Origin of the sequence: Bacteroides sp. OM05-10AA (assembly GCF_003439055.1) — a bacterium.
Classification (GTDB): Bacteria; Bacteroidota; Bacteroidia; order Bacteroidales; family Bacteroidaceae; genus Bacteroides; species Bacteroides intestinigallinarum.
This window is the reverse complement of record NZ_QSUR01000011.1, coordinates 42,075-57,619: the sequence shown is the minus strand read 5'-3', so window position 1 is coordinate 57,619 and position 15,545 is coordinate 42,075. Positions and strand designations below refer to the sequence as shown.

Below are 15,545 nucleotides of genomic sequence, written 5' to 3'. Positions count from 1 at the left end.
ATGTCCGCCTCGCACCCAAAAGAACAGCGTGAACTCACACTATCCCGACACGAAGGTACTGGCATACCTAAAAGACAAGACAGGCAAGCCCACGCCGTATAAGCATACAGCATGAACATTGCGCTATACATCTTGTCTTTTTTGAAAAGTGCCAGTTTTCCGTGTCAAGACGTTCAGCGAACGTACAATATGTATATCAATCCCCGCCTGTTTCCAAGCCGGGCATGAATCTTCTATGTCACGACAGAGACCGTGCCCGAGAGCACCGCCTTCTGTCTTCGTATGGCAAAGATACGGAAACTTCCCGAATAACAAAACAATAGCCCCGCCTAATCTCACGATCCGGCAGGGCTTCATCCACTAAAAGCACCGTCAGAAAAATGTCATTCTCACGGGAACAGCCCCCTTTTCCTGCGCCTTTCCTCTTTCCGGGCTTCCTTCTCCTTGCGTTTCGCAGCCCGTTCCTCCACGTCGGCGAAACGGGTGCGGATGAACTCGTGCACGTCCTTCGTGCGGTAGAACACCTTGCCGCTGATGGTGAAGTACGGCAGCACCCCGATGGCACGGTAGCGTTGCAGCGTGCGGATGCCCACCTTCAGCAGCAGGCACAGGTCTTGGTTGTCCAGCACCTCCTCGCCGTCGAGCGTGTTGTTCTTCCTCAGCACCCTTTCCAGCAATTTCTCCGTCCGGTCGAAGCGTTCCATGATGCGCTCCATCCAACCCTCAAACTCTTCCCTGTCCGTGTACATAGCAGTCGCCCTCCTTTTCGATGATTTCCTTTTCCCGCATATAGCGGATGTAGCCTTTCGCCGTCCGTTCCTTCACTTCCAGCATCTCCTGTATCAGCTCGCACAGTTCGATGTAGCCGTACTTCTCCTGCCGGGCGAACGCCTCCCGTGCCATCTCCGCCAGCTCCTTCTCCTTGCGCTTCTCTTTCTCCGCCCTCGGCTTCTCGCCCACATAGACGGGCATCCCGGCTTGCTTGTCCCATCTGAACTGCATCAGCGGAATATCCAGCGGGCTGCCGTCCCTGACCTTCAACGCCTTCACCACCGACACCTCCGGGTTCTCGTCCTTCTCGATGGAGAGGATGGCGGCGGACTTGCGTTGCAGCTCGCTGCCGAGGTGTCCCCGCAGTTTCAGTCCGTTCGGCACGAAATGCACCACGGCGGCGATGCACGTGCGGTAGATTCCCGCCAGCCGGTAGATCTCGTCAATCAGTGCCACGCTCTCCGCCTCGTCGTTGGCGCAGCGGATCAGGTCCGCCACCCCGTCGATGACGACCAGATGGATGCCCCCGTGCAGGTAGTGGTACCGGTCCATGCTCTGCACGATGGCGGTCAGCCGCTCGCTTCTCGACATCCCCGTCAGGCAGTACACGTGCAGGTACTCCGGCATCCGCTCACGCCCGGCACGGCGCAGCAGCCGCCCCGTGTTCTTGTGGAGCTGTTGCTCGCTCTGTTCCGTGTCGTAGAGCAGCACCGCACGCCCCTTGCGGTTCGGCTCCACCCGCACCCCCAAGAGATCGGCGTCCGTCTCCCGTTCCATGATCGCCCCGGCGACCAGTGCGGCGGTGTAGTTGCTCTTGCCCGTCCCTTCGCCGCCCGTGATGCAGAGGATGTTCTCTTCCGAGCCTAACGGCACGTCCCCGGCGGTAACGATGGCGACCGCCTGTTCGGGCGGGTGGTCATAGTCGATCTCGCACGATTTCAGCATCGCCAGCGTGTCCCCGTACAGCGTGTCGAGCAGTTTCAGGAACAGCCCCATCAGCTCCGCCCTCGTGTGCCCGGCTTTGAAGTAGTCCGTCACGTCCTTCTCCGCCTTCGTCCCCGGCAGCGGCAGCACCAGCCGTTTCACCCCGTACTCCGCCAGTTGCGCACGGTGCTTCTCCGAGCATTCCAGCCCCGTCTTGTCCGTGTCGTACAGCAGCACGATGTGCTTGAAGCGATAGACCAGCTTGCGCACGGTCTTCGCCGGGATGACCGAGGTCTCCGAGTTGAAGCAGATGGCGTGGAAGCCGTGCGCCGCCAGCGTCAGCACGTCCTTCTCGCCGCCCGTGAGGAAGAGCAGGTCGCCCTTCGAGGGCAGTTGCTCCAGCCCGAAGCAGTAGTTGTCGCCCGTGTGCCCGCCATAGACGAAGCGCACCTCCGACATCGGGCGATAGACCTTCACGCCCCATTTCCCCCTGTACCCGAACATCGGTTCCGCCGGGGTGGAGCTGAAGCCGAACGCCTTGCCCTCCCTCGTCTCGCCCCGGTACTCGGCGAGCGATACCGTCCCGTAGCGGCGCAGCACCTCCACGGTGATGCCCGATGCGCCCCAGTAGGCAAGCTCCCCCTCGGTGAAGGGCTTCTCCGCCGCCCGGTAGGGCTTCGGTTCGGGACGGTCGGCGGACATTGCCGCCTCTTCCGTGTCCGTTCCGGCTTCCCCGGCGTCGCCGCCCCTTGCGCCCGGCACGGGTCGCAATCTCCGGCAGCCCCCGGTTCCCACCGTCCCGTCGGTCGGGTTGTCCCCGTCCAGTCCGAGGCACAACTCCCGGTCGATGGTGTGCAGCACCTCCACGAAGTCGGCGGCGTTCCGGCAGTCCAGCCCTTTCAGCTTTGCCACGAGGAAGAAGCAGTCTCCCGAATAGTCCCCGTTGCCGAAGTCCTTCATCCGGTACGTACCGCTCCGGCGGTCGTAATACACGTTGCACGAAGCCTTGCTGTCGGCGTACAGCGGGTTCAGGAAGTTCCTGCCCACCCGCCACTTCACGGGCAGGTAGTGACGGAACACGTCCAGCCCGTTACTGGTTCTTGCCAGCACTTCTTCCTTTCTTACCATAGCTTCCGTTTTTTCGGTTATGCAGGGGATGTTCCGCTATCATCCGGTCGATCTTGGCGGCGGGCGTCTCCACCATCCACCGCTCACGCAGGCTCTCGACAGCCTGCCGGGGATAGCGTATCTGCCGCCCGATCATCGAATAGGGGACGATGTTCTTCTGGCGGTAGCGTTGCAGGGTGCGGTGGCTGATGTCCAGCGCCTCGCACACCTCCTTGTGCGTCATCCACTTCGGGTCGGCTTTCCGTCCCTTGGTCGCAGGGCTTTCCGCTTCCTCTTTCCGTTTGCGCTCCGTTTCCTCCCGGTTCCGGGATTCCTCCACGTAGGCGGTTATCTTCTCGATCTTCTCCACGAGCAGGCGGTAGGCGTTGCTCTCGATGGTCATTATTTCCATTGTCGTACTCATTTTTAGGTTTCTGCCGCAAATGTCGCCCGATTCGCCGGTTTTTCCTGCCACTATATCAGCACCTTGGCAAAGATTTTTTTTCGGGGCGCATTTTAGCCCTTGCCGCCGTTCCGGGCGGTAAAAAGGACCGAGACGGGGTAAAAAAGAGCGTCCGGAAGGCTCTTTCCAGCCCTTCGGACGCTCCCTTCCCGTGTCCTGCCGCCCCGTTGCCAACTTGCTACCGGCTATCCATGTCCCGCATCTTTTTCAGCAGCCTCTCCTTCATCTCGTCCAAGAACGCCGTCGGGTTCTGTTGCCCCCGCAGCCTGCCGAAAGCGTGGTACACGTTGCCCAGATCCACGTGGAAATGCTTCTCGAACAGCGCAGCCAGCTCGCCGATCTCGGCGTTGCCCTCGTCCACGCTTCCCGTCACGTGTATGCCATAGACGAGCAGTATGGCGGCAACCTTCGTGTTCGTCCAGCGGTGTTCCTTCTCCGGCACGGCTTCCGTCTCCGTCCCCTGCGCCGCACGCTCCATCCGGCGGCTCAGGTGTACCAGCAGCATCTCCACCGAGATCAGCCGTGCCGCCAGTATGTCATAGCCCGTGGAGAACTCCGCCTCCTCGTCCAGCACGAAGCTGCCGCTCTCGGGGCTTAGCTCGTCCTTCGCCCGCAGGAAATAGTAGCTGTCCCGGTATGTCGCCCCGCTGTGGTAATACTGGTAAAAGGGCAGGTAGCGTTCCATCATCCGCTCGGCACGCTCCATCGCCTTGCGGTAGTACGGTTCGGCGACACGCAGGCAGGCGGGGCAGCCGCTCTCTATCTGGTACACCCGGTAATAGTACAGCAGCCTGCCCGTCAGGGCGGGCTTGTAATACTTGAAGTAGAGGATCTCCTTCGCGTCCCCGGCGAACGGATGGGCGAGGGCGTACTCCTTCAGTTCCCGGTTCTTGCCTTTCAGGTACGAGACCATCTCACGGCAGACGCCTATCACCTCCTTGCCGTCCATGCCGGGGGCTGTGGTCGCCATGCGCTGATCCACCTCCTTCAGCAGCCCGTTAAAATATTCTTCCATATAAATCTTGTTTCATGTTGTTTATAAGGGCGCAAAGTTAGCGGACGGCAGGGAAACGGACGTTCTGAATCTTCACCGCCGGATTCGGATTGTCCGCCAATCGGCTCCGGACGGTCGGTTTTTCACGGCAGGGCTGGAAAAGGGAGGCTAAACGGTACGGGCGCACCGGGCGATTTCACGGATTTCGGCAGGAGTAGCCTTCAGGTGCTTCTTGCAGAAGTCCCACAGGTAGCTCGGAGTGGCGAAGCCGCACATGTCGGCAATCTCTTGAAGGGGCATGTCCGTGTCCGCCAGCAGGGAGGTCACGTGCGCCTTCCGCTGTTCCGTCAGCCAGCGGTGCGGAGTGGTGTTCAGCTCCTCCTTGAAACGCCGTCCCAGCGTATTGACCGACATGGCGCATTCCCGTGCCAGTTCCTCCACGTTCTTCACCTTGGGCAGAGCCAGTGCGATTTCTTCCCGGAACGAGCAGCCCCGCAGGTGCGGCAGGTACTTTTCCACCTCCTGCAAGTCCGCCTTGCCGAACATCGGCGGTATGCCCTTGCGGTACTCGGACGCCCGTTCACGGCGGAAGCGGAACAGCAGTCCCGCCAGACGGTTGCAGAGCACGTTCAGGTGCGGGTATTCGTCGTAGGCGTTGATGCTTGCCTGCATCCGGCAGAGGAACAGGAATCCTCCGCAGTCCCTTTCCCGGAAATACGCCTCCGCCGTTTCCAGCAGGAAGTCTGACGAGCTTCCGTGGCGGTGATAGGCGACCAGTATCAGCAGCCCGGCTTCCTCCTTCACCCGGTACGAAAGTACGGGGCGGTGTTCCCGCAGCAGCTCCACCAGCCGTACCATCCGTCCGTTCTCCCGTGCGAGCCGTTCCGCCGCAATCCATGTCACCGGACGCTCCGCATCCGTTTGCGGCAATACCTTGCGTACCTTTTCCATCCACTCCCGCCATCCCTCCCGGACGGCTTCATTCATTAGAATTAGTGTAAGATTCTGTTTCATTTTGTTTCAACACGATATTAAATAATACAAATCTTACACGAAATTACAAATTGTTTGCAATAGATGTCCTGCCGACACCCCGTATCGGTCACGATATTTCCTTGAATTACAGATTCGGATTTTGCTCCATAGGTCCGGATATTCAATCGTGAAAAACAGAAAGGCTGTGCCGGTTCCACCCGCAGAACGGCATGACAGTAAGCAGGGGGAGCCGGAAGAAAGTCATTCGCCGGTTGGTGAGTGCGTCTTTTCAACGGGATATTTGCCGTCCCGTATCTCCTGCAACCTTTCGATCAGCGGTTGCTCCTTGGAATGGTTCTTTTGTTCGGCTATAATGAAGAACGATGCAAAACTGCCGATAACATACAGCCAGAACAGGCATTGACCGAGCAATTTCCGGTATTCGCCCATTGTCTCGTACTTCGCCTGCATCGCTTTCAGCTTCGCAGGACGGTAATACAGCTTTCCGGCAATCCAGATAAAAGGGGCGAGCATCGCTGCGGCGAACAGGTAGGCAACCGGGTTGAACCTGCTCCATTCCACCTTGTCCGTCAGGGAAGAGAACCAGCCCGTCAGCATATCCCATCCCCATGCCTCGAACAAAAGATGGAGAGCCATCAGGTTAAGAAACCACAGGATTGCCATCGTCCACGTGGCATTGGAGATAACCGCCTTGTCTTTCCTTGCACGTTTGTTCTTGCTCCAGAAGTAATACATCCAGTATGCCGGTTCCTTGAACATAGATTCCTCCTTTCCTTGTTTTCCGCTTGCTTATCCCGTTACGAAGAACAGCAACAGGGCGCATCCCGCTGCGGCGGCAACGATCAGCCCCAGCCAGAAACGGTAACTCCTTTCACCCAGCGTACCCAGCCAGAAATTCCCTTCCCAACTTCCCGGACGGGAGTACGTCCACCGCCATCCGCAGACAATCCCCACGAGCCACAGCAGCAGGATTCCCGCCACGATCAGGTAGCCGTACCTCGGATGCGCCTGCAACCACTCCGGCAGACCCTCCATAAACTCGCTTATCTTATCGAACCATTCCATAGCAATAACAGAAAAAGCCAAATTCATACCTTACGGACGAACCGTTATATATCAAAGCAAAAATAGCGAAAAGTCCAATCACTCAAAAAGTTTCACCGCAAAATTCTTTTCCGTTTGGAAGAAATACGTTTTATTTGCACCTATATAGCCGCAACGTATGAAGAAAGCCTCCCCACATAAAAGAACCAGCCGGTTGAAGCTCCCCGGATTCTTCGACCACCTCTTTTATTGGACGTGGCGCAGTTGTCGGCACGGCTTCCCGGACCGTAGTTTTGCGGTCATCAGTGTGGTTCAGTTCGCCTGCCTCCTGTTTCCTGTCGCCATCGCTTTACAGTTCTTGGACACTCCGGCTGTCCGTTTTCTTTACGAGACAGACAACCGCCTTACGTTTTTCCCGCTGATACTGCCGTTCCCCGTATTGCTCTGGAGGAATATGCGCATCTATACCGAGGAGCGTTACCGCATGATGCACGACTATTACGGGGCGTTCCATGTATCGGTACGGCAACGCTATCGCCTCCGTTTCCTTGTCTGCATGGTGCTTGCAGTCCTTGCCATCCTGCTTGAAATACGGCTGTTCACCCTTTATCATGACCGCTGCACGGCCATATCCTCCGGCAACAGCCATCCCGCAAGCCTCTATGTCCCGTACCGGTATGACAACGGCAACGACCCCGTGCAGGAAGGCGTTTACCGCATCATCGATGAAAAAGGGCGTATCGGATATGCGGACAAGCATGGCAATACCCTCATAGAGCCACGCTTCGCTTTTGGCTTTCCTTTCGAGAACGGGAAGGCGAAAGTAACCGACACGGGAGAACAGAAAGAAGTTCCCGGTTCGGATGGGGAATACCGCTATTGGGAAAGCGATGATTGGTATTACATCGACCGGAAGGGGCAAAGGATTGAATAAAAGCCCCAAGACTGCCCTAAATCCGACATTCCAGCCCCCCGCCTGCCAAGCCCTTGCAGGGCAAGCACGAAGCCGCCAAGCCCTATCGGAACATCCCGTTCATCCCACCTTTCCCCCGAAACAAGCACCAAAACTCAAAACCAACTCATTTACAATAACTTAAAAGATTTTCGGTGCAAGCCGCAAAACAGCCCTGTGGCTGGTGCAAGGTGCAGCTATATATATAAATATAGCTGCACCTTGCACCACAGAAATACACGCTGAAAATCAATGCTTTACACTTCTGGTAAAACCACTGGTGCAACCTCGTTTCTTGCACCGCCTCCTGCTTTTATGCTTTTCCTGTAATCCGGTAATCCCGAAAAATAAAAAATCCCCCGAAACATTTCCCTTTTTCGGTCAAAATCCCTATATTTGCATCAGTTCCAAGAGCAGAGCGAAGCAATGCAGCGAAACCCGCACAGCTACCAAATCGCTACCGGCTACCGAACTTTCTACTCTTTAAGTCTTATCTACCAACCGATTACAAAAAAACGATTGTTTTTTCATAAAAATATGCTCCTATCTCAATCTTTTTTTCTTCCTGTTTTGTTTATTTATTAGAACTCTCCTATTTATGGGAAGTGTAATGAGAATGAAGTATGAAGCCTGAATTGTACTATTGTAAACATCGTGATTGCAAGTCTTGTCTTGAGACTGCTCGACCTGCATTCGAGAACCTTGAAACTAAAAAAGGTGAAGTTTATACCTTTGAATCAGTGGAGGTTTATACACTTGTATTTCTTATATCGGGGAAAGTATTGGTTTCGTGTAATGAATTTATTGATGTTCCGTTACATTCAGGTGAGATTAGTCTTTGGCCTATGAATTCAAAATGCTCATGGAAGACCCTTTCCGATACCTCATGCATCGTTTTCAGAGGAGGAGATGACCATGTTCCCTGTGACAGGAAATCATTGGAGAGACCTACCCATTCATGGCATGATGCTATTCCCGCTTTTCGTACTTTAATTATTAAAGCAAGATTGATGGAATTTCTGGAGTCAGTGAAGCAATACCTCGACGATGGAGTTGTTTGTCCTTATATGTATATAGCCAAGCAGAAGGAATTGTCGATGATATTCAGAGCTTATTATCCTGCGGAAGAGTTAGTGCCTTTCTTTTTTCCTACCGTACGCCGTACGCATGCGTTTGAGTCTTTTATAATGAATAACTATCTGAAAGTAAAAGGTGTGCAGGAATTTGTCGATTTATCAGGAATGAACCTAAGTACTTTTAATCGGAAATTTAAATCCCATTTTAAACAAAGTCCCTATCAATGGCTTATCCAGCAAAAGTCAAAGCATATTTATCATGATTTGTCTGCCACCAATAAAACTTTTGCTGCTATTGCCCGGGAATATGACTTTTCCGACGCATCTCATTTTAACCGTTATTGCAAGGCAATGTTTGGTGCTTCTCCATCTACTGTACGCAAAAGAAGAACGCCATAATACAAACGTGTTACAAACTACAGTTTTATTCAACATTCTGCATTTTTTATACCACAGCCATTTTTTTACAGATATTTTGGGATGCCGTAATTTTGCGACATGAATTTGAAACATCATCAGACAGTGTGGTGTAGGCCTGGTTTTTGCGTAATATAATAAATAAAAAGATGATATGTTGACCGAGAGAAAAGACCTGAAGGATGTGAAATCAAGAGTTTTTTATGGATTGATAATTCTTATAGAATTGGCTGATGTATACAACGAGAAAGGATGTTCTCTTACTGAATTGTCAGAGAAATATGGGTTTGCCCACCCCATGTTTCTTCTCGTTGTAGACAGATTGGTAGGAATTGGAGTGATAGCCCGAAGTAAGAATGATGAAGATTGGATTTATTTAGTAAAGGAGCCTAGAGATCTTTGGATATTGGAAGTATTACCTGTATTGAAAGCATCTTTGGAAGAAGGAGAATTTTAGTTTAAATATTGGATTGAATAATGAAACCTGAACTTTTTTTTTGTAAGCATAGTAGTTGTAAGAGTTGTACAGAGATAGCTCCGCGTATTTTTAGATATGTTGAAACGAAGAAGGATGAGAAGCGTATTTTCACGATGGAAGATAATTATACCCTTATTTTCATATTATCAGGGGAGGTGCGTGCCTCTTGTAATGAATTTGTAAATGTCCGTTTTCAGACTGGGGAAATAATGCTTTGTCCTATGAACTCGAGTTGTATTTGGGAAACTATTGATGATGTAAAGAGTATCATTCTCAAAGGAAAGCCGGAATTACCTCCTTGTGATGAGAAATCTTTGAGAGAACGTGCGGATTTGTGGCTCAATGCTGTTTCCACTTTTCAGCCATTGCCCATCAGATCAAGATTGACACATTTCTTGGAAACGGTCAGGATGTATTTGGATGATGGTATTACGTGTCCTTATTTACACAAATCGAAAATGTTGGAGTTGTCTATGATATTTAGAGCGTATTATTCGCCGGAGGAATTAATCAGCTTTTTCTTTCCTGCAGTACGCTATACGCATGAGTTTGAACTTTTTGTGATGAATAATTATTTGAAGATGAAAGGAGTAAAAGAATTTGTAGACTTATCGGGTATGAATCTGAGTACATTCAACCGGAAATTTAAGACTCATTTTAACCAGAGTCCTTATCAATGGCTGATAAAGCAGAAGTCAAAACATATTTATCATGAATTGTCTACTACTAACAAAAGCTTAGCCACCATAGCCCGGGATTTTCATTTTGCAGATGCATCTCATTTCAATCGCTATTGTAAGGCGATGTTTGGTGCTTCTCCCTCAAAGATTCGTGAGAATATACTCAACGGAAAACGTGCATAAATGTGTTTCATTAAAGAGTAACAATATGTATAAAAAAGGAATTTTGATCGTATGTCTGGCAGGAATCTCTTTGGGTGCTATAGCGCAGACGATAGGGGTAAAAACGAATCTGCTTTATGGAGGACTGACATTGACTCCCAACATAAGTGTGGAGATAGGAGTAGGTGAGCAGTCAACCCTTGAATTGGGAGGAGGATATAATCCATGGAATCTCAATGGCAGGACAACTGATAACAAGAAACTGGTCCATTGGCTTGGAGAAGCAGAATATCGCCACTGGATATGTCAGAAGTTTAACGGACATTTTTTAGGTGTACATCTGTTGGGAGCACAATATAATATTTCCGGGGTAAAGTTGCCTTTACTGTTTGGCCGTGAATCAGGTGAATATCGCCATCAGGGTTGGGCTGTTGGCGGAGGAATGTCCTATGGTTATCAGTTTATTCTTGGCAGATATTGGAATCTGGAATTAAATATCGGTGTGGGGTATGCCCGTTTGAAATATGACAAGTATGAATGCCGGACTTGCGGTGAGAAAGTAGGAACTGAAACAAAAGACTATCTGGGTCCTACCAAAGCAGGCATTTCTTTAATATATATCCTTAAATAGAACGAACGATGAAAAAGATATTGTTATTTCTTCTGATAAGTGTCGGAAGTGTATGGGGATTTGCGATACAAGCCAAGAAGTTGGAGGTGAAAGATTTAATGGTACGGAAAAAAGGCGAGATCGTAAACATCGCTTTCAGAATTCCGTCCCGTTCTGTGTATCTGCCATCCAAGAACGATAAATTGATAATAACACCTGTATTGTATAATGGAGAAGATGAACAGCGATTGGAACCGATTGTTTTTGAAACTTGGCGTACACGTATTCTGGAACAGCGCAACGGAATACCCCTGATGAAAAATGCCTATAAAGCTCCGAATAAAGAAGATATATACTATTCCATAGAAATACCATACAAGCCATGGATGAACCTTTCTTCTATCAGGTTGGAACAGTTGCTGTATGGATGTTGCACGGAATATCTACTAACTGAATCTCTGGATCAAACATTCGAATTGGTGGCAGCGGTAACAGTGGAAGAGCCTCCTTTACCTGAAGAGAAAATAGAAGAACCGCCTTTATATTATTATGAGCATGGATCTGCCAATGTAGAGTTTCAACAGGGACGTTTTGTCTTGTTAGAGAATTATCGTAATAACTTGGCAGAACTGGAAAAGATTAAAAACAGCATTGAAAAGGTGAGAAGTGAAAAAGGAGCAGTCATAACTGGGATATGGTTGCGAGGTACCTGTTCGCCGGAAGCTAGCTGGGAGTATAATACCATATTGGCAGCAGAACGTGTGAAAGCCGTGAAGAAGCACATTCATGCCCGGCATGGAGTTGATTTGTTCTTGATAGAAGAAAGTTCGATACCGGAAGATTGGGACCGGTTCAAACAATTAGTTGAAGCATCTGAATTTGTGGGAAAAGAGCAGGTGCTGCGTATTATTGATTCGGATAAGACTCCGGATATGAAAGACATGCAATTATCAAAAATGCCGGTATATGGCTATTTAATGCAACATATTTATCCTCGGCTGAGAAGGGTAGATTATAGAATTCAATACATAATTGGGAAATAAAGTACATAGTTTGCGATGTGTTATACTAGGGAAAGGATATGGGGAAAAACATCGATGTTATTTAAATATTTATTTTTATTACAAATTAATTCAACGAAAATGAAAAAACTTTTTTTGATGGCTTTTACAGCCATAACATTATTCTCATGCTCTAACGAGGGGGACGATTCTGTAGTAGACAATAATGTTTCCACTTTTTCTCTTGCTCTGAAGATAGAGAGAGAAACATTCACTCGTGCGATGCAGACTCCCGGAACAGGAGATCCGGCTGCCATACAATCGATGATTATTGAGGTTTTTGATGCTACTTATTTTAAGATTGCTGCGAAAGCTCTTTCTGCTCAAGAAATAGCAGGTGCAATGGATAATACTGCTGTGTTGGGAGATGCAGGACGAATTGTATTCCCGAATATCAGTTCCCGTGCAGCTTACGTGAAGTTGTGGGCTTTTCAGTCTGATGTAGCCATAGCCAACCTGCCGGTATTGGGTGGAAGTATCAATGATTATCAGATGGCTTTTGATGCTATTCCTTTTTATCCGGTGACCGGAACGATTGGATCGAGCGTTACAGATGCCAATGGCTTTATCTCTATTAATAAAAGCGTAACTCCGGCACCTGGTCCTAATTTGAGCGGAAACAAGATTTGGACGGTAGAAGCTAGTTTGGCTCCTTACTTTGCTCGTTTCGAGATGAAACCCACTTTGCCAACCGGTGGAATCACTGCTGTTACTACTCCTGACCTGAATACGAACGATGCATTCCCTGTAGGAACAACGATTGATATCACAGGTATTTATATGAATAACATACGTGACCAGAAAGGTGGAGCTATAGTAACCAATGCAGGAAACTTTATGTCATGGGGTAGCGGTAACTGGGCAACTGGTCATCCTTACGAAGTTGACGGCGACTGGAGCAATATGTATAATGCTGCCGCTTCTCATGCTACCACTACACCGTTGGATTTCTCCACACTTTCAGATTGTTATAACTTATATGCTCAGGCAGTTTCACCTCATGTTATTGTAAGAGTGATGGTCAATCTGCCGGCTGGTTCTGCAATGGCTAATGCAATGGGTGAGAATTATTATGGTTTTATCACTCTGAAAGACTTTAAAACAACATCAGGTACCCTGCTTTCTAATCTGGGCGTAGAAGCAGCCAAGATATATAAAGTGGCTTTGGATTTAGCGGTGAAACCATCGAACATTGATTCGGAACCGGAAGCAACGGCAGCTGACCTGTATGCAAAAGTAACTATTGTAGAGTGGACGGAAGTTGCACTGACACCGGAACTGTAATTTAATCCAGCAGAGAATGAAGCGATGAGTGATTGGAGACTAAAATTTAATATGAAATTCTTTCTGGCAGCAGTACTCTGCCTGTTTGCCGGATGTACAAGAGAAAATCTGGATGACTGTTTTTCGGGACTTCATTTAAAGTTTGAGTTTACTTTACATGAGTACGGAGGAAATAAGTTTGATAATCATGTACAAGTCGTTCGAGTGTATCTATTTGATTCGGATGGCATACTGCAACAGATAGAAGAAGGCAGAGGGGCTATATTAACTAATAGTTATGTGATGAGAATGAATCTGCTTCCCGGCAAATATACGGTTATAGCCTGGGCGGGGAGCCATGAGGAGTTCAGTAAGTCGTATCGTGAGGGATGTATGGATGGAACGACTATCTCCGGTGATGGAGATAATGTGGCAATTGGAAGAACAACACTAAGTGATTTTAAAATTTCTCTTCATAACAACATTGCTTATGATTATCCTGAAGACATCCTTCCCGTTACTGACGAATTTGATGATCTTTATTACGGTGCTGTAGGAACAAGAACGGCAAAAACTTCCCGTTATCAGCTTGAACAGGTGGAAGTCAAGCCGGGCTTGTTCACAGAACGTACTGTCGAACTGATCCGTAACACGAATCTTATTCACGTTTCTGTCACAGGAATTGACTATTTTCAATCTCCTCCGAATATTTGGGTTTCGGCCCGGAACGGATGTTACCATACCGACAATACAATCGATGAAAATGCGCGATTGTTACGATATCGTCCTTATTATATGAATTTAAACCAGAGTAAGATGGACGTTAGCATCAAATTGATGCGTATGGATCTGCAACAGCATTCCTCCAAGCCGGTTCATTTATTTCTGGAGGACCCTGTTTCGGGCGCTTTGTTCCCGAAACAGGCTATAGATATAATGGCTATTTTGTTGCGGGCACGAAATCCTGAAACGAATGAATATATTTATAAGAGTCAGGAAGACTTTGACCGTATCTATGAGCATCCGGTTCGGATTGAGATATCGGCAGACTTGAATATGAGAGTTTTTGTTCATAATTGGGAGGTCGTGGATTTAATTCCGGCTTTGGAATATTGATTGTAATTTCTTATTTGATTATGAGAAGATGTATACTACTGGCCTTTAACTTGCCTACGGTACTTGCTTTACTACTGATGTTCGTTGGATGTACAAACGAACAGGTGCGGGTGCTGGAGGAAAGTGCCGAACTGACTTTCAAAGTCAATACCAGAACTCTTGTAGGGGAAACCATCAATGGTGTCACCGTCCGATCCGTCAGAATGATAGTTGTCAATACCGGTATTGGCAATAGCGTAGTAATCAATAAACTGGTTGATGGACAGATTTCAGAATCAACGGATTTTATCTGTAACCTGAAGCGTGGCAGTTATAAAATTTGTGTCGTAGCCAATGAGACAGCAACGATGACAGCCGCTCTAACTGTTGCCAACAAACTGTCTGACTTGGATGTGATAAAAGTGATTACTCCGACAACAGAGACTGACCTTGTGTTGTATCAATCGATAGATGTTGAACTCCGCTCATCATCCTCTGATACTGAACAGGGAGAGGTATCGGTAGATGGTGGAGCCAATTGGTTGTCGCCTCCCATTGTAAATGTGGACTTGATAAGGGTTGCTTCCAAAATCTCTCTTGCTATCAGAAAACGGACTGTTGTTGAAGCTGATCTATTCACTATTCAGAAAGTGGAATTGATAAATCTGCCTGCTGACAGCTATTTACTTCCGGGACGTGCTTATGGAGGAATGTTACATTCGAAAACACCATTCAACGGTGCAGAGATTGCATTCTCAACCAATGGTGAGGCAAAATCTATATTCAGTGATTACATCGTTCCTGAATATAGATTAACCACACCTGCTTCTTCCGACAATGCTGCAGCATTGATTATTACTGCCAATTATACGGAGTACGGCAGAACTGCACGTGAGGTTAATTATATCGTGCCGGTTTTGGGAACCAACGCACAAGATTACAGTCTTGCCCGCAATTATCATTATAATATAACAGCTACAATAACCAAACCGGCAGAATCGACTTTCCCTTTAATAGTGGAATATGAAGTTGTAAAATGGCAGCATGCCGGTAATGGTAATTTTGAGACTGGTTCTGTCACTTTTTCGGGACAATGGGAAGCCGATACAAATAAGACTGGAAATTTGATTTCGGTGTCAAACAATACATCGGTCACCTATGAGTTTACACTCAGTTTTCCTCCCGGAGCCAAATGGACAGCCCAGCTGACTAATATTCGTGATTTTGATTTTGACCTAAACAATAATGGAATACGCGAGGGTGTTGCAACGGAAGGCGTTGCCAACAAAATAAAAATCAGACCTCGTACTGCTGTTTCAGCCAATGATGTAACAACAGAATTTTATATCACGGTTTTTAATGGAATTGAAAATATAGAACTAGACTTAACAAATGATGGTAAAACAGGAGAGGGAAATAGATTTATTATTAAACAAAATCCGAACTAATACA

17 protein-coding genes are annotated in these 15,545 nt (G+C 48.4%); 10 read left to right on the top strand and 7 right to left on the bottom strand.

The genetic code is table 11. The features are described 5' to 3' along the window. Positions 1-389: 389 nt before the first annotated feature. The 4 genes from DXB58_RS10530 to DXB58_RS10515 all read right to left on the bottom strand — a co-directional run bounded on the left by DXB58_RS10530 (position 390) and on the right by DXB58_RS10515 (position 4,280). On the bottom strand, positions 390-749 hold the full coding sequence (locus DXB58_RS10530; protein WP_117912754.1) for a helix-turn-helix domain-containing protein: 360 nt from the start codon (positions 747-749) through the stop codon (positions 390-392). After that, entirely contained in the window at positions 724-2,823 is a 2,100-nt protein-coding gene (locus DXB58_RS10525; protein WP_117912752.1) for a bifunctional DNA primase/helicase, read from the bottom strand. Before DXB58_RS10525 ends, DXB58_RS10530 begins: the two co-directional genes overlap by 26 nt. Further along, positions 2,786-3,214, bottom strand: coding sequence for a helix-turn-helix domain-containing protein (locus DXB58_RS10520; RefSeq protein WP_028728041.1), 429 nt, complete (start codon positions 3,212-3,214; stop codon positions 2,786-2,788). The genes DXB58_RS10525 and DXB58_RS10520 overlap by 38 nt, the downstream gene beginning before the upstream one ends. 229 nt (positions 3,215-3,443) lie before the next feature. Then, the gene (locus DXB58_RS10515; protein ID WP_117912750.1) at positions 3,444-4,280 is read right to left on the bottom strand and encodes an RteC domain-containing protein; all 837 of its coding nucleotides are present in this window, start codon (positions 4,278-4,280) and stop codon (positions 3,444-3,446) included. Positions 4,281-4,287: 7 nt separating this feature from the next. On the opposite strand from DXB58_RS10515, the gene DXB58_RS27720 reads away from it, so the two are divergent. Then, positions 4,288-4,431, top strand: coding sequence for a hypothetical protein (locus tag DXB58_RS27720; RefSeq protein ID WP_158571563.1), 144 nt, complete (start codon positions 4,288-4,290; stop codon positions 4,429-4,431). Here DXB58_RS27720 and DXB58_RS28430 read toward each other — a convergent pair. The 3 genes from DXB58_RS28430 to DXB58_RS10495 all read right to left on the bottom strand — a co-directional run bounded on the left by DXB58_RS28430 (position 4,428) and on the right by DXB58_RS10495 (position 6,347). Continuing rightward, positions 4,428-5,273 (bottom strand): AraC family transcriptional regulator, encoded by an 846-nt coding sequence (locus DXB58_RS28430; protein WP_117543734.1) that lies wholly within the window; start codon positions 5,271-5,273, stop codon positions 4,428-4,430. The genes DXB58_RS27720 and DXB58_RS28430 overlap by 4 nt on opposite strands. A 222-nt stretch (positions 5,274-5,495) precedes the next feature. Further along, complete coding sequence (locus DXB58_RS10500; protein WP_117543738.1) at positions 5,496-6,014, bottom strand: hypothetical protein; 519 nt, start codon at positions 6,012-6,014, stop codon at positions 5,496-5,498. A 30-nt stretch (positions 6,015-6,044) separates the two neighbouring features. After that, positions 6,045-6,347 carry an immunity 17 family protein gene (locus DXB58_RS10495; protein ID WP_081356590.1) on the bottom strand — a complete coding sequence of 101 codons (303 nt, stop codon included), beginning with the start codon at positions 6,345-6,347 and terminating at the stop codon, positions 6,045-6,047. A 130-nt stretch (positions 6,348-6,477) separates the two neighbouring features. Between DXB58_RS10495 and DXB58_RS10490 the strand changes: the two genes are divergently transcribed. The 9 genes from DXB58_RS10490 (at position 6,478) to DXB58_RS10445 (ending at position 15,541) form a co-directional block, all read left to right on the top strand. Next, positions 6,478-7,233 (top strand): WG repeat-containing protein, encoded by a 756-nt coding sequence (locus tag DXB58_RS10490; protein ID WP_117912747.1) that lies wholly within the window; start codon positions 6,478-6,480, stop codon positions 7,231-7,233. Between the two features lie 641 nt (positions 7,234-7,874). Then, positions 7,875-8,726 carry an AraC family transcriptional regulator gene (locus DXB58_RS10480; protein ID WP_122136724.1) on the top strand — a complete coding sequence of 284 codons (852 nt, stop codon included), beginning with the start codon at positions 7,875-7,877 and terminating at the stop codon, positions 8,724-8,726. A 172-nt stretch (positions 8,727-8,898) separates the two neighbouring features. After that, positions 8,899-9,201 (top strand): hypothetical protein, encoded by a 303-nt coding sequence (locus tag DXB58_RS10475; RefSeq protein ID WP_122136723.1) that lies wholly within the window; start codon positions 8,899-8,901, stop codon positions 9,199-9,201. 20 nt (positions 9,202-9,221) lie between these two features. Beyond that, positions 9,222-10,085: an AraC family transcriptional regulator gene (locus tag DXB58_RS10470; RefSeq protein ID WP_122136722.1), complete on the top strand. Its 864-nt coding sequence runs from the start codon at positions 9,222-9,224 to the stop codon at positions 10,083-10,085. 25 nt (positions 10,086-10,110) lie between these two features. Continuing rightward, a complete protein-coding gene (locus tag DXB58_RS10465) occupies positions 10,111-10,695 on the top strand; it encodes a DUF3575 domain-containing protein (protein ID WP_122136721.1) in 585 nt (194 codons plus the stop codon). An 8-nt stretch (positions 10,696-10,703) separates the two neighbouring features. Then, on the top strand, positions 10,704-11,717 hold the full coding sequence (locus DXB58_RS10460; RefSeq protein WP_122136720.1) for a hypothetical protein: 1,014 nt from the start codon (positions 10,704-10,706) through the stop codon (positions 11,715-11,717). A 99-nt stretch (positions 11,718-11,816) separates the two neighbouring features. Continuing rightward, complete coding sequence (locus DXB58_RS10455) at positions 11,817-13,019, top strand: hypothetical protein (RefSeq protein ID WP_147338724.1); 1,203 nt, start codon at positions 11,817-11,819, stop codon at positions 13,017-13,019. A gap of 51 nt (positions 13,020-13,070) precedes the next feature. Continuing rightward, a complete protein-coding gene (locus DXB58_RS10450; protein WP_158571562.1) occupies positions 13,071-14,114 on the top strand; it encodes a FimB/Mfa2 family fimbrial subunit in 1,044 nt (347 codons plus the stop codon). Between the two features lie 20 nt (positions 14,115-14,134). Continuing rightward, on the top strand, positions 14,135-15,541 hold the full coding sequence (locus DXB58_RS10445; RefSeq protein WP_147338723.1) for a hypothetical protein: 1,407 nt from the start codon (positions 14,135-14,137) through the stop codon (positions 15,539-15,541). The last annotated feature ends 4 nt before the right edge of the window (positions 15,542-15,545 follow it).

Bases quoted from the DNA above. Each gene is read 5' to 3' on its own strand.
- DXB58_RS10490 (WP_117912747.1), top strand. From the start codon at position 6,478: ATGAAGAAAGCCTCCCCACATAAAAGAACCAGCCGGTTGAAGCTCCCC.
- DXB58_RS10475 (WP_122136723.1), top strand. From the start codon at position 8,899: ATGTTGACCGAGAGAAAAGACCTGAAGGATGTGAAATCAAGAGTTTTT.
- DXB58_RS10530 (WP_117912754.1), bottom strand. From the start codon at position 749: ATGTACACGGACAGGGAAGAGTTTGAGGGTTGGATGGAGCGCATCATG.
- DXB58_RS10455 (WP_147338724.1), top strand. From the start codon at position 11,817: ATGAAAAAACTTTTTTTGATGGCTTTTACAGCCATAACATTATTCTCA.
- DXB58_RS10470 (WP_122136722.1), top strand. From the start codon at position 9,222: ATGAAACCTGAACTTTTTTTTTGTAAGCATAGTAGTTGTAAGAGTTGT.
- DXB58_RS10495 (WP_081356590.1), bottom strand. From the start codon at position 6,347: ATGAATTTGGCTTTTTCTGTTATTGCTATGGAATGGTTCGATAAGATA.
- DXB58_RS10480 (WP_122136724.1), top strand. From the start codon at position 7,875: ATGAAGCCTGAATTGTACTATTGTAAACATCGTGATTGCAAGTCTTGT.
- DXB58_RS10450 (WP_158571562.1), top strand. From the start codon at position 13,071: ATGAAATTCTTTCTGGCAGCAGTACTCTGCCTGTTTGCCGGATGTACA.
- DXB58_RS10465 (WP_122136721.1), top strand. From the start codon at position 10,111: ATGTATAAAAAAGGAATTTTGATCGTATGTCTGGCAGGAATCTCTTTG.
- DXB58_RS10500 (WP_117543738.1), bottom strand. From the start codon at position 6,014: ATGTTCAAGGAACCGGCATACTGGATGTATTACTTCTGGAGCAAGAAC.
- DXB58_RS10525 (WP_117912752.1), bottom strand. From the start codon at position 2,823: ATGGTAAGAAAGGAAGAAGTGCTGGCAAGAACCAGTAACGGGCTGGAC.
- DXB58_RS10460 (WP_122136720.1), top strand. From the start codon at position 10,704: ATGAAAAAGATATTGTTATTTCTTCTGATAAGTGTCGGAAGTGTATGG.
- DXB58_RS10515 (WP_117912750.1), bottom strand. From the start codon at position 4,280: ATGGAAGAATATTTTAACGGGCTGCTGAAGGAGGTGGATCAGCGCATG.
- DXB58_RS10520 (WP_028728041.1), bottom strand. From the start codon at position 3,214: ATGGAAATAATGACCATCGAGAGCAACGCCTACCGCCTGCTCGTGGAG.
- DXB58_RS28430 (WP_117543734.1), bottom strand. From the start codon at position 5,273: ATGAAACAGAATCTTACACTAATTCTAATGAATGAAGCCGTCCGGGAG.
- DXB58_RS10445 (WP_147338723.1), top strand. From the start codon at position 14,135: ATGAGAAGATGTATACTACTGGCCTTTAACTTGCCTACGGTACTTGCT.